This is a genomic window from Vibrio sp. S17_S38 (assembly GCF_014694375.1).
Classification (GTDB): domain Bacteria; phylum Pseudomonadota; class Gammaproteobacteria; order Enterobacterales; family Vibrionaceae; genus Vibrio.
The window spans coordinates 44,568-60,676 of sequence record NZ_JAAUWW010000014.1 but is presented as its reverse complement, the minus strand read 5'-3'; the positions used below and the strand labels follow the sequence as shown (position 1 = coordinate 60,676).

The window sequence follows — 16,109 nt, the reverse complement described above, 5'->3', positions numbered from 1 at the left end:
TCAATCGATAACCGTAACCTTGGATATAAAATATGCAGTTTTCTAAATTTGGTGACAAGTTCAATCGTTATTCTGGTATTACCCAGTTAATGGATGATCTTAATGACGGCCTGCGTACACCGGGTGCAATTATGCTTGGGGGGGGAAACCCAGCCGCTATCCCAGAAATGGTGGAATATTTTAAACAAGCCAGCGCCGACATGCTCGCCAGTGGTGAACTCATTAATGCCATGACCAACTACGATGGCCCGCAAGGCAAAAATACCTTTACTGAAAGTTTAGCCAAACTATTAAAAGACACTTATGGTTGGGATATTAGCAGTAAAAACATCAGCCTCACTAACGGTAGCCAAAGTGCTTTTTTCTCCATTTTTAATCTATTCGCAGGTCAGCAAAGTGATGGGCATCATAAGAAAATACTTCTGCCACTTGCACCTGAATATATTGGCTACAGCGATGCGGGAATCGATGACGATATCTTTGTGTCTTACCATCCAGAAATTGAAATACTGGAAAATCGCATGTTCAAATATCACGTTGATTTTGAGCAAGTGCATGTGGATGATTCGATAGCGGCTATTTGCGCTTCACGCCCCACCAACCCAACCGGTAATGTATTAACTGATGAAGAAGTTCGCAAGCTCGATAAACTGGCTCGCGATAATAATATTCCTCTGATCATCGATAACGCCTATGGAACCCCGTTCCCCAATATTATCTTTGAAGATGTGACGCCCTTTTGGAATCAAAACACCATATTGTGCATGAGCTTATCAAAACTGGGTTTACCTGGTGTGCGCTGCGGCATCGTGATCGCCAGTGAGGAAATGACGCAAGCCATGACCAACATTAACGGCATTGTTAACCTCGCGCCGTGCAGCATCGGCCCAGCTATTGCCAATCACATGATAGAACAAGGTGACTTATTACCATTAAGCGAAAATGTAATTAAGCCATTTTACCAGCGCAAAGCCCTGCATGCGGTGGAATTATTGCAAGCCGCTATTTCTGATCCTCGTTTTAAAATTCATAAACCGGAAGGGGCTATTTTTCTATGGTTATGGTTTGACGAGCTACCAATCACTACCATGGAATTGTATCAACGCTTAAAAGCTCGCGGGGTATTAATTGTTCCCGGCGAATACTTTTTCTTTGGGCAAGAATCTAAAGCAGAAAAATGGGATCACGCGCATCAATGCCTGCGCATGAACTATGTGCAAAGTGATGAAGATATGCAGCGAGGTATTGAGATCATTGCCGAGGAAGTGAATAAGGCGTATCAAGGCTAAAGCTCATCTTATTTATCCCGATAAAAGCACCAATATACAACCTAGTTATCTTGGTGTTTTTTCTCTCAAAAATAAGAAATTATTGATGTTCATCCATTAAAATTTCACCTCTTTCTAAAATAAAACATTCTCTTTCTTCCTAAGAAAAAATTCACTCAACATTACCCATAAAATTAAGTAATTTCCTTTGAACAATTGATTAAACAAAGGAAAAATAATGAAAAGGCTATTGCTATCAAGCTTATTTTTATACTCATCTTTGAGCTATTCCTATGAGGCTTGGAATAAAAATACAGCTTACCTATCTGGGGATATGGTCACGAAAGACGGTGTAATTTATGTTTCTACTCACTGGAACAAAAGTTCACCGCCAGTCAATAATGAAAACAATTGGGATGGCTGGATTAAATTCCCAAACAACAAGCCAGAATGGGATGCATCAACTACATACCACGGTGGTGATATGGTTGCCTATCAAGACAAATTCTATTTATCTAAATACTGGAACAATGGCTCGACACCGCATAATAGTGACTCTTGGTTGATATTAATTGGAGCAGAGAAACCAACTCCGCCCACGAAACCAGACACACCTTTAGATCCCGAAAGTAAAGAAGCAATTTTAGGGATAGACTCAAACAATAATGGCCTTGATGATGTGTATGAAGAAAAAATTGAAGAGACTTACAGTAATGAAAAAGATAAGGAACTGGCTAAGGCTTTAGGGATAAGCTGGAGATCAATAAGTGAATTTTATTTTATAGAGCCAGAATTAATAGATAAAGAAACAGCTAAAAATATAACTACCTTATCCAGCTCATTATACTCTTGCTCTCAAGATAAATATTATGTAAATAACGAATACACACCACCTTCAGAATTATATTTTAATACTATTAACCGTTCTTACGCTTATCGTATGGCAGAATCAAAACTAGCAAAAATAATCGATATGAATAAAAATTATATTGATGAAAAAATTTGTCAATCATTTAAGGTGAAGTAATGAAATATATAATTATTTTATCTTATCTATTTCTAATTTATCTTATGCTAATTGTATCGACAATGTGGATAGCACAAGCGTTTACTACGTTAATGGGATGTTCACAAATCAAAAAAGCTATAACAAAAACATAATTTAACTACATAATTTAACTACATAATTTCATTCAAGATAATTTAAAAGATAAAACACCTAATATTAGCATTAGCTCTAGTGGTTCTTGGAACCCAAGTGAGCCTTTCTTACAGCAATTCAAACAAGTCGCTTTACATAAGTTTACAGAACTTAACATCAACCATCAATTGCTAATCAATACCCTAGTAATAGCACTGCAATGCTCAGTTATGGATATTCATATTTAAGCCAAGTTCTAGATATAAAATTTCAAGACTCCTTAATATATCGTTATAACCATGTGCCCAGTGATATATTTGAATCCTTTAAAACTTCAGAGTCAAAAGGGACATTTTTAAACAAAGAAATAAAAGGAACTTACCCATATATAAAACTTTCTAAATAACAAAAAAGGGTGCTAATCAGCACCCTTATCTTCATTTATTAACATATCAACCGACTCGATTATTTATCTTCGAGAAGTTTACTGCCATTAATCGCAATTTTACGCGGTTGCATCGCATCTGGAATTTCACGCTCGAGATCGACATGCAGCAAACCATTTTCCATGGTCGCGCCAATCACTTTGACATAATCAGCTAGCTGAAATTTACGTTCAAAATCACGCTCGGCAATGCCTTGGTAAACGTAACTTTTGCCTTCTTCAGCTTGACTCTCACCACGTACAATCAGCATATTTTCTTGTTGGGTGATATCTAGCTGTTCATCAGAAAAACCCGCCACCGCCATCGTGATGCGATAGTGATGCTCGTCTTTTTGCTCGATATTATACGGCGGGTATCCACCAGAAGTGTTCTTGGCATTATTGGATTCCATTAGATTGAATAAACGATCAAAACCAATGGCATTACGATATAGGGGAGTAAAATCTACATTACGCATAAGACTATCCTTTTTATTAAGCAATAGTGTGCAAGTATTCAACGATTGAGGCTTGCAGTTTAAGTTGTGTGCTTTTCAGTAACCCTAACGGCGAAACTAAATAAGCAATAATCGAAAATGACCCTAACGGCATCATCTTCTTTTATCTATATAAGGATGCAAGGGTTAACTTTCAAGTGAAGGAAACAAAAAAAGCACCCAAAACTTGAGTGCTTTTGATTTGAAATGATTAAAACTTAGCAGCCCATTGCCATCAAAAACTGAATATCTGAACCTGACTCAAAGTATTGTGGTTCTTGCTTATAAGCAAACAATTTCATAGGCTTGTTGTTCGCAGCGTGATACGTCAATTGCCCATCTTTAATATGCAATAATGTGCCTTCTGGAATACCCGCAACCACTTGATTTGGGTTGACTAACAAATACTCTTCAATCCGCTCATCTCGTGTTTCTCCCATATGCCCTTCTACCGACGCTTCAATATAATGTGGGTTAATTTGAAATGGCACAAAGTTAAGCGAGGTTAAAATCGCAGCGCTGACAATGGGCATGTCATTGGTAGTACACATGGTTGGCGCGGCAATATTAGTGCCCGCACTCCAACCAATATACGGCTTATCTTGTTGCAACACGGCTTGACGAAGTGGGCCAACTAAACCTTTATCATGCAGCATTTTGTTGAGAACCCAAGTGTTACCACCACTCACCAAAACGCCATCGGCAGCTTGCAATGCTTTGACAGGATCGGCAGCGCGATCGATATTAATAATATTACAACCAAACTTACCAAAGCCTGCTTGGAGTTGATCGGTACGCTCTTGGTAATCACCACGGATCATCGCATAAGGAATAAATACAAAGTTTTTAGCCCCAGTGCGCTTCACCATGCTTTCTATCCAATTCATACCAAATTCAAGTATCTGAGTATTGCCCGGTAATTTACCGTTGCTAAATAGCATAATATCCATAATGACTCCTAAAAAATTTAATTACATGACACCAAAAATACTTAAATATCTATATTCAAATAGATGGATACGTTAATTATCATGTTGATAATAAGTGTAATACAGACTTAAATGTTGGAATTGATATAAAACATAAACTCCTGATCCTTTGGGATTTCTTCCCACATTTTTAGCATAAAAAAACCCTCGACATGACTGGCGAGGGTTTTGAGTATCTCTTTTACTAAGAAGTAATATCTATACGTCTAGGTTAGCTACTTTCAATGCATTGTCTTCGATAAACTTACGACGCGGTTCAACCTGATCGCCCATTAAGGTAGTGAACAATTCATCCGCAGCAACTGCATCATTAATGGTAACTTGCATCATGCGACGCGTTTCAGGATCCATGGTGGTTTCCCAAAGTTGATCCGGGTTCATCTCACCCAGACCTTTGTAGCGTTGCAATGAAAGACCACGACGAGATTCTTTAATCAACCAATCAAGCGCTTCAACAAATGTAGAAACAGGTTGAAGGCGCTCGCCACGTTTAACATAAGCACCATCTTCAATCAGACCATCTAGCGCTTCAGATAAATCAGCTAAACGAGCGTATTCTTTAGAATTCAATAAATCTAAAGACACTACGTATTCATGCATCACACCGTGAGTACGGACCACCAGCTTAACGATACTAACCCCCAACTCTTCGTGTTTTTCCACTTCAAGTGAGTATTGGCTCGCACCAACTTCTTTAGCATTTAATTGTTCAACCAGTTTTTGTCCCCAAGCTTGTACTTGCAGGGCATCTTTACACATTTCAGCGGTTAAGCGAGGAATGTAAGTCAGCTCATTAATCATCGCTAGTGGGTAACGACGGCTCATACGTTTAACCAGTTTCATGCCTTCGTTATATTGAAGCACTAACTTCTCAAGATGCTCACCGGTTAGCGCAGGCGCATCAGCGTTAACATATAAACCCGCGTTATCAAGTGCAAGACCAGCTTGGTAAAGCTCCATCGCATCTTCATCTTTAATATATTGCTCTTGCTTACCTTTCTTCACTTTGTAAAGTGGTGGTTGAGCAATATAGATGTAGCCGCGCTCAATAAGCTCTGGCATTTGACGATAGAAGAAAGTCAATAACAAAGTACGGATGTGTGAACCATCGACATCGGCATCGGTCATGATGATGATGTTGTGGTAGCGCAATTTGTCAGGGTTGTATTCATCACGCCCGATACCACAACCAAGTGCAGTAATAAGTGTAGCGACTTCTTGTGAAGACAACATTTTATCGAAACGTGCTTTTTCAACGTTTAGGATTTTACCTTTCAGTGGCAAAATCGCTTGGTTTTTACGGTTACGTCCCTGCTTGGCACTACCGCCAGCAGAGTCCCCTTCCACAATGTACAATTCAGAAAGAGAAGGATCTTTTTCTTGGCAATCGGCTAGTTTACCCGGCAGACCGGCTAAATCGAGTGCGCCTTTACGACGAGTCATATCACGAGCTTTACGCGCGGCTTCACGAGCACGAGCGGCATCAATGATCTTGCCACATACAATTTTTGCTTCACTTGGGTTCTCAATTAAGAATTCAGACAATTTTTCATTCATTGCTGATTCAACCGCTGACTTCACTTCACTTGATACTAGCTTGTCTTTGGTTTGGCTTGAGAATTTTGGATCCGGTACTTTCACTGAAACAACAGCGGTTAGACCTTCACGAGCATCATCACCCGATGTGGCTGCTTGAGCTTTCTTCGAGTAGCCTTCTTTGTCCATGAAGTTATTTAAGGTTCGCGTTAGAGCACCACGGAAACCCGCTAAGTGAGTACCACCATCGCGTTGTGGGATGTTATTGGTAAAACAGTAAACCCCTTCTTGGAAACCATCGTTCCATTGCATCGCCACTTCAACCGTAATGCCATCTTCTTCGCGAGCATGGTCAAAATAGAAAATCTTCTGATGAATTGGGGTTTTGTTGCGGTTTAGATGCTCAACGAAAGCACGGATGCCACCTTCAAACATGAAGTGATCAGATTTATCTTCTTCACGCTCATCGCTTAAACGAATAGAAACACCAGAGTTCAAGAAAGAAAGCTCACGTAAACGCTTAGCTAGAATATCGTAATGAAATTCGATGTTGTTAAACGTTGCATCACTTGGCCAGAAACGGATTCGAGTTCCGGTACATTCAGTAGTACCAGTCACGGCAAGTGGCGCTGCAGGTACACCATGGTGATAAGTTTGTTGGAAAATTTCACCATTACGTTTAATGGTTAATTCGACCTTTTCAGACAAGGCATTCACAACCGAAACACCTACACCGTGTAAACCACCAGAAACTTTATATGAGTTATCATCAAATTTACCCCCCGCATGCAATACTGTCATGATAACTTCAGCAGCAGACACACCTTCTTCTTCGTGCAATTCTGTCGGGATGCCACGACCGTCATCACTAACCGAAACCGAATTATCTTCGTGAATGGTGATAATAATATCAGAACAATGACCCGCTAACGCTTCATCAATTGAGTTATCGACGACCTCGAAAACCATATGGTGCAGACCAGTACCGTCATCGGTATCACCGATATACATTCCTGGACGTTTACGTACGGCATCTAGCCCTTTAAGTACTTTAATACTCGATGAATCGTAAGTGTTCGACATGTATTGTTCTCGCCTTAATTATCTTTGCTCTATTTTGCCATGTTCCACATGAAACATCCTGCTATTTTCACTTTGCATCTCAGCAATGTGACTTGCAGTAATAGCGCTTATAAAAACCTGTGCCTGCGTCTGCTTCAAATATTGAGCAAGACGTGTGCGACGTTGACTATCTAGTTCTGATGCAAAATCATCAATTAAATAAATACACTGTTTGTCTACCGCTTGGCTTAAATGTTGGCCTTGCGCAAGTCGCAGCGCACACACCATTAATTTCAACTGACCTCGTGACAATATATCTTCTACCGGTGTTGCATGAATTTTAAGCTTTAAATCAGCTTTATTAGGGCTACTGAATGTGTAGCCGAGTTGCTGATCACGCTCAAAATTGTTCTTCAAACTATCCGCGTATGGGGTGTCTTTATCCCAACCTCTATAATACTGAATTTTCACTTCAAATTCAGGTAAAAATACCGCGCAAATTTGTTCTGCAATTGGTTTTAACTGAGCCACATATTCCGATCGCCATTGACTAATCGTTTCAGCCAATTGCGCCAGTTCTTGATCCCAATAACTGAGCTCTTGATAGTTTCGAGCCGTCTTTAATAAGGCATTACGCTGCTTCATTAGCCGCTTAAATCGTGTCCATGCTTGATAAAAATGCGGTTGAGTATGAAAAACCCCCCAATCAATAAATGCACGGCGAAATTTAGGCCCTTCCGTTAACAGCTCAAAACCTTCGGTGTGGATCAGTTGCAATGGCAATGTTTGAGCAAGCTGAGCTATTTTTTGCCCACCTTGGCCACCAATTTTTACTTCACTACTACCATCACGCTGCTTATTAATACCAATCGGCAATTCATAGTCGTCGTTATTAATGAAACGGCCATGCACAAACAATTCACTATTGTCATGCTGGATCACCCGCCCGGTTAAGCTAGTACGAAATGAACGACCATGTCCCAGCAAATAAATAGCTTCAAGCACACTAGTCTTACCGCTACCATTGGCGCCGATAAGAAAATTAAAGCCTGATGATAATTCGAGATCACAGGCTTTAATATTGCGAAATTGTTGAATGGCTAATCGTGCTAACGGCATGATCAACCACCGACTCTATTTAAGAGTGACATCATATATTACAGACGTATTGGCATAACAACGTACATGGCTGATGAATCATCGACATTTTCAACCAACGCACTGGCATTGGCATCGCTTAATGACATACGAACCGTTTGGCATTTTAAGGTATTTAAAATATCTAATACATAGCTAACGTTGAAGCCTATTTCTAGTGGCTCACCTTGATAATTTACATCAAGATTTTCTTCTGCTTCTTCTTGCTCTGGATTGTTGGCAGTAATACGCATTTCAGAGCCAGATAAATTAACGCGAACACCTCGGAATTTTTCATTCGATAAAATAGCAGCACGTGAAAATGACTGACGCAATGCATCACAATCAGCTTCAAGCGTTTTATTGGTACTTTGTGGCATTACGCGACGATAATCAGGAAAACGACCATCCACCAGTTTAGAGGTGAAGGTAAATTCATTCACATTAGCACGAATATTTGAACTGCCAATCTGTAGGGTGACGTTTTCGTCTGGGCGATCAAGCAGCTTAACTAATTCAAGAACCCCTTTACGCGGAACAATCACTTGTTGCTGATTAAACTCACCAACCAAACCAGTTTCAGAAACCGCCATACGATGACCATCGGTCGCAATCGAACGTAGGGTATTGCCTTCAATCTCAAATAACATGCCGTTTAAATAATAACGAACATCTTGATTTGCCATTGAAAATTGAGTTTTTTCCACTAAACGACGCAATTCACCTTGAGTAACCGTGACTTGTGCGTCACTTTGCCAATCTTCGATATTAGGAAAATCAGTGGCTGGCAATGTAGTCAATGAAAAACGACTGCGGCCTGATTTCATTAATAATCGATCGTTTTCATAAATAATGTCGATATGTGCATCATCGGGTAAACCTCGACAAATATCTAAAAATTTACGCGATGGCACCGTTGTACAGCCCGGTTCAAAGTGATCGGTCAGCGCTAAACGGCAAACCAGCTCGACTTCAAGATCGGTAGCGGTAATGGATAATTCACCGTTTTCCACTTTAATTAACAAGTTACCAAGAATAGGTAACGTCGAACGTCCACCTAAAGCGCCAGATACTTGTTGTAAAGGTTTTATCAATTGGGTGCGATCAATAGTAAATTTCATTATCTACTCTAACTAATAATGTTATATATAATGGTGAAAATTAAGACGATAAAGTACGGATTAAATTTGAGTAATCTTCTTTTATATCGTGGCTCTCTTCACGCAATTCTTTAATTTTACGACATGCATGCAAGACCGTAGTATGATCTCGTCCACCAAAAGCATCTCCAATCTCTGGCAAGCTATGATTGGTGAGCTCTTTTGATAATGCCATTGCCACTTGACGTGGACGCGCAACAGAACGAGAACGACGCTTAGATAATAAGTCAGCCATTTTAATTTTGTAATATTCAGCCACTGTTTTTTGAATATTGTCGATGGTGACTAACTTTTCTTGCAACGCCAGTAAATCTCGCAACGCTTCACGTACAAAATCGATAGTAATTGGACGGCCAGTAAAGTTCGCATTCGCGATCACGCGGTTTAATGCCCCTTCAAGTTCACGCACATTAGAACGCAAACGCTTAGCTATAAAGAATGCCACTTCATCCGCTAAAGTAATTTGATGATCTTCAGCTTTTTTCATCAAAATAGCGACGCGAGTTTCAAGCTCTGGTGGCTCAATAGCAACGGTCAGCCCCCAACCAAAACGAGATTTTAAGCGATCTTCTACCCCATTAATCTCTTTTGGGTAGCGATCCGACGTTAAGATAATTTGCTGGTTGCCTTCTAATAACGCATTAAAGGTATGAAAAAACTCTTCTTGAGAACGTTCTTTATTCGCAAAAAATTGAATATCATCGATAAGCAGTGCATCAAGACTTCGGTAATAGCGTTTAAATTCTTCAATGGCATTGTTTTGTAGCGCTTTTACCATATCTTGTACAAAACGCTCTGAATGCATATAGACAACACGCGCATCAGGTTTACTTTCAACAATGGCGTTACCCACAGCGTGCAACAAGTGAGTCTTACCTAAACCTGTTCCACCATATAAAAAGAGTGGGTTATAAGAAACGCCAGGGTTATCAGAAACTTGTTTTGCTGCCGCTAAGCCAAGCTGATTCGATTTACCTTCAACAAAATTATGAAACTTATGTTTAGGGTTAACATTAGAGCGATGATTGACATCAATCACTACTTCACGTTGACCTGTATCCCAAGATTTATTTAATGGGCGGCTTTGTTGAACTTGTGCTGGCCCAGACGATTCTGCCGCCACATCGGCTGCTGTACGTTTTGGTTTAGAAATAGGGGCATGAGTAGGCTTGCTCCCTACTTCAAAATGCAAATTGGGTGTATCTGAACCACAAAACTCTTTAAGCAATCTATTAATGCTATTGAGATATTTATCGCGAACCCAATCAAGCACAAAACGGTTAGGTGCGAATAGAGTGAGAGTATTGTCATTAAGTTCAGCCTGAAGAGGACGAACCCACATACTGAACTCAGTGGCGGGAAGCTCTTCTTGAAGTTGTTGCAAGCACTGCAACCATAGCGAAGACGACACAGAAACCTCACACGAAATGAAATGATCTTAAAGGAAAGCGATTCTACATCTCAACAAGCAAGATCACCAGAGATAGATCCTTATAATAGTGAATAAGATCTCAAGTTATTCACAGATTCTTATTAGTAATCCGTGTTTAATCATAAAATAAAACTCACATTGTCTATTAATATAGCCATAACTGTTAATAAAACTAAAGTTATCCCCAAAATGGTTTCTAATCCCACATCTATTAAAAATAAGGATTTACTGACCTTAACAACACCTTATTAATGCTTTATACAAAATCGATTCCAATCAAAGTTTAATCACTGTTAATAATGACCCATATCAATCAAGATCAACGGTATAATTTGTATATAAATTGTGAGTATAAATAGATCTTAGGATGATCCTTGCACTTGCTCACATAAACCGTATAATCCGCACACAGATTTTTAGGCCAATTGGTTTTGTACTCCGTATTAAATACTGTTTATTAAGCCTCGTAGGCATTGACTCTTTGGTTGTCAATGATTACAATTCCGCCTCTTTGTTGAGAGGTGTCGGATAAAACATCTCACACCGGGTTTAACAAGAACCTATAAACTACTGATCAGTAAAGGTAATTACCATGAAACGCACTTTTCAACCTACTGTTCTTAAACGTAAACGCACTCACGGTTTCCGTGCTCGTATGTCTACTAAGAACGGTCGTAAGACAATTAATGCACGTCGTGCAAAAGGCCGTAAGCGCCTTTCAAAATAATTTTTGAATTATTTTGACTAAGTCTACTTTTACTCGGGAGTTACGTTTGTTAACTCCCGAGCATTATCAAAATGTCTTTCAGCAAGCTCATCGAGCAGGCTCCCCTCATTTCACTATTATCGCTCGCAATAATACACTCTCCCATCCAAGACTTGGATTAGCAGTTCCTAAAAAACAAATCAAAACCGCCGTTGGTCGTAATCGTTTTAAACGCTTAGCCCGTGAAAGCTTCCGTTTACAACAAAACCAATTGCCAAGTAAAGATTTTGTCGTAATTGCAAAAAAGAGTGCTCAAGATTTGAGTAACGAAGATATTTTTAAAATATTTGAGAAGTTATGGCATCGCCTATCTCGCCCTTATCGTGGTTAGCTATAGGTTTAATAAACCTATATAAAGGATTAATCAGTCCCTTAATTGGCCCACGATGTCGATTTACACCAACGTGCTCTACTTATGCTATTGAAGCAATAAAAGAGCATGGTTGTGTAAAAGGGTGTTGGTTATCTGGCAAACGTCTATTAAAATGCCATCCTTTACATGCTGGGGGATATGACCCTGTCCCACCAAATCAAAAACACGACAGAGATAAATAACAATGGATTCTCAACGTAATATTCTGTTAATCGCTTTTGCTCTAGTAAGTTTTTTATTATTCCAACAATGGAGTAATAAAGACGCTCAACCAGAAAAAGCACCTGTACAACAGACTCAAGCTAATACTAGTTTGTCAAATGATCCTGCTGAAGCTTCAGCCGATCCATTATCTCCTCAGCATACAAAAACGGTTCCTGCAGCCACTACCATCAAAGTTCACACTGATGTGTTAGATCTTGCTATCAACCCTGTTGGTGGTGATGTTGTCTCTGCTAAATTAAATAAATACGCTGCAGAATTAAAGTCAAAGGATGCATTTGTACTACTACAAGACACTCCTGAGCATGAATATATCGCACAAAGCGGTTTAGTCGGTCCTCAAGGTATTGATGTCAGTAGCTCAAAACGACCTCATTATCAAACCACAGCACAATCTTTCACACTTGCTGATGGACAAAATGAATTACGTATTCCTCTGACTTACTCAGCAAACGGCATTCAATACACCAAAACATTTATCATTAAGCGTGATAGCTACGCGATTGATGTTGTGTACAGTATTAATAACCAATCAGGTCAAGATGCTACCGTTGGAATGTATGCGCACTTACGCCAAACAATGGTAGAAGGTGGTGGTCACATTGGTATGCCTGTCTATACTGGTGGTGCATTCTCAACATCAGATAATAAATATAAAAAATATAAATTTGATGAAATGAAAGACAAAAACCTTAACGTGACTTTAAGTGACGGCCAAGGTTGGGTTGCTATGCTGCAACACTATTTCGCTTCAGCTTGGATCCCGCGTGAGCAACTAGGCACCATTCTTTATTCTCGTGTTATTGGCGATGTAGCGGATATTGGTGTACGCACACCAAATCAAGTCATTGCTAATAATCAAAGCGCAGAAATTAAAGCAACGCTTTGGACTGGGCCTAAATTACAAGATCAAATGGCAGCGGTTGCTCCTCACTTAGATCTTGTGGTCGACTATGGCTGGTTATGGTTTCTTGCTAAACCTCTTCACTCATTGCTTTCATTTATTCAGAGCTTTGTAAGTAACTGGGGTGTAGCAATTATTCTACTAACTTTCATTGTTCGTGGTGCTATGTACCCACTAACAAAAGCTCAGTACACCTCAATGGCTAAAATGCGTATGCTGCAACCAAAAATTGCCGCTATGAAAGAACGCTTAGGCGATGACCGCCAACGTGTTAGTCAAGAAATGATGGCTATGTATAAAGAAGAAAAAGTAAACCCACTAGGTGGTTGCTTCCCTATTCTTCTTCAAATGCCTATCTTCATTGCGCTTTATTGGGCATTAATGGAATCGGTTGAATTACGTCATTCACCATTCTTTGGTTGGATCCACGATTTATCTGCGCAAGACCCGTATTACATCTTGCCAGTATTGATGGGTATATCGATGTTGATCATTCAAAAAATGAGCCCAACAACGGTTACTGATCCAATGCAGCAGAAAATGATGATGTTTATGCCACTGATCTTCATCTTCTTCTTCTTATGGTTCCCATCAGGTTTGGTTCTTTACTACCTAATGTCAAACATTGTTACCTTAGTACAGCAAACGCTGATTTACCGAGCGTTAGAGAAAAAAGGCTTACACTCTAAAAAAAGTAAAAGCTAACTCTGAGCAATGAGTATCAATATTAAGGCGGCCTTTATGGTCGCCTTTTGCTTTATTGATATTTAGTCGATAATCTATTATTTATTTCCACCTTTCATTGGTTACATTATGACAACAGAAACAATCGTCGCTCAAGCAACCGCTCTCGGTCGAGGTGGTGTTGGTATCATTCGAGTATCAGGCTCTAAAGCAACTCAGGTGGCTCAAGAAGTTCTCGGGCGAGCAGTAAAGCCTCGCTATGCAGAATACTTACCTTTTAAAGATGAACAAGGGAAGCAACTAGACCAAGGCATTGCCTTATTTTTCCCTAACCCCCACTCTTTTACCGGAGAAGATGTGCTTGAACTACAAGGCCATGGTGGCCCAGTGGTTATGGATATGCTGATCAAACGCATTCTTAAAATTAATGGTATTCGCGCAGCACGCCCTGGTGAATTCTCAGAACGCGCTTTTCTCAATGACAAAATAGATTTAACTCAAGCAGAAGCGATCGCCGATCTTATCGATGCTAGTTCTGAAGAAGCAGCAAAATCAGCGTTAAATTCTTTGCAAGGCGAATTCTCTGGTCGAATCAATAAGCTTGTTGATTCACTCATCTATCTGCGTATTTATGTCGAAGCTGCCATTGATTTTCCAGAAGAAGAAATTGACTTTTTAGCTGATGGCAAAGTCAGCAGCGATCTACAAAGTATTATTGATAATCTTGCCGCGGTTCGAAAAGAAGCCAATCAAGGGGCTATTATTCGTGAAGGCATGAAAGTAGTAATAGCTGGCCGGCCTAATGCAGGGAAATCTAGCCTGTTAAACGCGTTATCAGGTAAAGAGTCGGCTATCGTGACAGATATAGCAGGAACCACTCGAGACGTATTACGCGAGCATATACACATTGACGGTATGCCATTACATATAATAGATACCGCTGGACTACGTGAAGCCTCAGATGAAGTAGAACGAATAGGAATAGAACGAGCTTGGGATGAGATAGCCCAAGCAGATAGAGTTTTATTTATGGTTGATGGCACTACTACGAATGCTACTGATCCAAAAGAAATCTGGCCTGATTTAGCTGAACGTTTGCCTGAAAATATAGGCATGACGGTGATCCGTAATAAAGCAGATCAAACCAATGAAGAGTTAGGTATTTGTCATGTTAACAATCCAACCTTAATTCGCCTCTCCGCGAAGACAGGAGAAGGTATTGACGCTCTTCGTGAGCACTTAAAAGACTGTATGGGATTTGCTGGTGGCACAGAAGGCAGCTTTATGGCCCGCCGTCGCCATCTAGAGGCACTAGATAAAGCAGCTGAACATTTACAGGTAGGGCAACAGCAACTTGAAGGCTACATGGCAGGAGAAATCTTAGCAGAGGAACTGAGGATTACTCAGCAATACTTAAATGAAATCACTGGAGAATTCAGCTCAGATGACCTATTAGGTCGTATTTTCTCTTCTTTTTGCATAGGAAAATAGTAAGCCAATAAACACCAAAAACCATGCAGAAAAACAACGATATATCGATAAAAATAAACCCCTTCAGCTAAACGTGAAGGGTTTTATTTTGCCTTAATAACTGTTCGCAATTTTCTTCGCAAAACTCTACTATTTCCTTCTATGTAATCCTAAAAACAATAAAGGAATAGGTATGATCCATATTATTACAGGAAGCACACTCGGTGGGGCTGAATATGTCGGCGATCATTTAAGTGATCTTCTTATCGATAAAGGTGCACAGACCACCATCCATAATCAGCCTAATCTTGCAGAAATAGAAGCAAAGGGAATTTGGCTCATCATTACGTCAACTCATGGTGCTGGTGATTATCCTGATAATATTCAGCCTTTTATCGATAATATAAAAAATACACCACCCCGAATGTCCAATGTGTCTTTTGCCGTTATTGCGATTGGAGATTCAAGTTATGACACTTTTTGTGCTGCCGGTAAGGATGCAAGAGCCACATTTATTGATATTGGAACACAAGAATTATGCCCTCCTTTAGAAATAGATGTAATTAACACTCCTGTTCCAGAAGATGCAGCAGAGGAATGGCTGAATAAAAATATAAATTCTTTCATTTGATAGGTAAAGGCAGGGCATTTTTCACTTAACGCCAAAGAATATTTATAAAATCTTTGGCTATTTTTTTGCATTTAAGCGCAAACATAAAATCTATTCGGTCAAAAAACAATCAATCAGTATGTGGATAACTAGCCGTTTACCCTGTGATCTTCACGTAGTTATTCACTTAATAACTAATTAGAAAGATCCACCTGTGTATAACTAGCCATTTTGATCCCAGCTAATACCCGTGATGATCCAAGCTAGATCACAGGAAAGGATCTTCTTAAACTCTATGATCTTTAAGATCATTTTTTGATTATCCACAAGATCGAGCTTCCTTAATAATAGATCTAATAAAAGATCTATATAAAGATCTTATTTATATTAAGAGCTTTGAGCCCTTTATTTAATTAGACAAATCGATTCTCTCT

15 protein-coding genes are annotated in these 16,109 nt (G+C 39.6%); 9 read left to right on the top strand and 6 right to left on the bottom strand.

The features are described 5' to 3' along the window. Positions 1-32: 32 nt before the first annotated feature. The 3 genes from HC725_RS11840 (at position 33) to HC725_RS16920 (ending at position 2,815) form a co-directional block, all read left to right on the top strand. On the top strand, positions 33-1,289 hold the full coding sequence (locus tag HC725_RS11840) for a valine--pyruvate transaminase (protein WP_190332029.1): 1,257 nt from the start codon (positions 33-35) through the stop codon (positions 1,287-1,289). Between the two features lie 217 nt (positions 1,290-1,506). After that, positions 1,507-2,295 (top strand): carbohydrate-binding protein, encoded by a 789-nt coding sequence (locus HC725_RS11835; protein WP_190332028.1) that lies wholly within the window; start codon positions 1,507-1,509, stop codon positions 2,293-2,295. A 334-nt stretch (positions 2,296-2,629) separates the two neighbouring features. Further along, positions 2,630-2,815 carry a KTSC domain-containing protein gene (locus tag HC725_RS16920; protein WP_190332027.1) on the top strand — a complete coding sequence of 62 codons (186 nt, stop codon included), beginning with the start codon at positions 2,630-2,632 and terminating at the stop codon, positions 2,813-2,815. Positions 2,816-2,874: 59 nt separating this feature from the next. On the opposite strand, the gene HC725_RS11825 is transcribed toward HC725_RS16920, so the two are convergent. The 6 genes from HC725_RS11825 to dnaA form a co-directional block, all read right to left on the bottom strand. Further along, positions 2,875-3,312 (bottom strand): Hsp20 family protein, encoded by a 438-nt coding sequence (locus tag HC725_RS11825; protein ID WP_190332026.1) that lies wholly within the window; start codon positions 3,310-3,312, stop codon positions 2,875-2,877. A 236-nt stretch (positions 3,313-3,548) separates the two neighbouring features. After that, positions 3,549-4,280, bottom strand: coding sequence for a dipeptidase PepE (gene pepE, locus HC725_RS11820; RefSeq protein WP_190332025.1), 732 nt, complete (start codon positions 4,278-4,280; stop codon positions 3,549-3,551). A 237-nt stretch (positions 4,281-4,517) separates the two neighbouring features. Beyond that, entirely contained in the window at positions 4,518-6,938 is a 2,421-nt protein-coding gene (gene gyrB / locus HC725_RS11815; protein WP_190332024.1) for a DNA topoisomerase (ATP-hydrolyzing) subunit B, read from the bottom strand. An 18-nt stretch (positions 6,939-6,956) separates the two neighbouring features. Further along, a complete protein-coding gene (gene recF, locus HC725_RS11810) occupies positions 6,957-8,036 on the bottom strand; it encodes a DNA replication/repair protein RecF (RefSeq protein WP_190332023.1) in 1,080 nt (359 codons plus the stop codon). Between the two features lie 38 nt (positions 8,037-8,074). Then, positions 8,075-9,175: a DNA polymerase III subunit beta gene (gene dnaN, locus HC725_RS11805; RefSeq protein WP_190332022.1), complete on the bottom strand. Its 1,101-nt coding sequence runs from the start codon at positions 9,173-9,175 to the stop codon at positions 8,075-8,077. A 40-nt stretch (positions 9,176-9,215) separates the two neighbouring features. After that, positions 9,216-10,625 carry a chromosomal replication initiator protein DnaA gene (gene dnaA / locus HC725_RS11800; RefSeq protein WP_190332021.1) on the bottom strand — a complete coding sequence of 470 codons (1,410 nt, stop codon included), beginning with the start codon at positions 10,623-10,625 and terminating at the stop codon, positions 9,216-9,218. Between the two features lie 613 nt (positions 10,626-11,238). Here dnaA and rpmH point away from each other — a divergent pair. The 6 genes from rpmH (at position 11,239) to mioC (ending at position 15,696) form a co-directional block, all read left to right on the top strand. Then, positions 11,239-11,373 carry a 50S ribosomal protein L34 gene (rpmH, locus tag HC725_RS11795; protein ID WP_190332020.1) on the top strand — a complete coding sequence of 45 codons (135 nt, stop codon included), beginning with the start codon at positions 11,239-11,241 and terminating at the stop codon, positions 11,371-11,373. A gap of 46 nt (positions 11,374-11,419) precedes the next feature. Further along, positions 11,420-11,743 carry a ribonuclease P protein component gene (gene rnpA, locus HC725_RS11790; RefSeq protein WP_238928496.1) on the top strand — a complete coding sequence of 108 codons (324 nt, stop codon included), beginning with the start codon at positions 11,420-11,422 and terminating at the stop codon, positions 11,741-11,743. Next, the gene (gene yidD / locus HC725_RS11785) at positions 11,710-11,967 is read left to right on the top strand and encodes a membrane protein insertion efficiency factor YidD (protein ID WP_190332018.1); all 258 of its coding nucleotides are present in this window, start codon (positions 11,710-11,712) and stop codon (positions 11,965-11,967) included. Before rnpA ends, yidD begins: the two co-directional genes overlap by 34 nt. 2 nt (positions 11,968-11,969) lie before the next feature. Continuing rightward, positions 11,970-13,616 (top strand): membrane protein insertase YidC, encoded by a 1,647-nt coding sequence (gene yidC / locus HC725_RS11780; RefSeq protein WP_190332017.1) that lies wholly within the window; start codon positions 11,970-11,972, stop codon positions 13,614-13,616. Positions 13,617-13,724: 108 nt separating this feature from the next. Continuing rightward, positions 13,725-15,086, top strand: a complete 1,362-nt coding sequence (gene mnmE, locus HC725_RS11775; RefSeq protein ID WP_190332016.1) for a tRNA uridine-5-carboxymethylaminomethyl(34) synthesis GTPase MnmE — start codon at positions 13,725-13,727, stop codon at positions 15,084-15,086. A 172-nt stretch (positions 15,087-15,258) separates the two neighbouring features. Then, positions 15,259-15,696 (top strand): FMN-binding protein MioC, encoded by a 438-nt coding sequence (gene mioC, locus HC725_RS11770; RefSeq protein WP_190332015.1) that lies wholly within the window; start codon positions 15,259-15,261, stop codon positions 15,694-15,696. Positions 15,697-16,109: the final 413 nt, after the last annotated feature.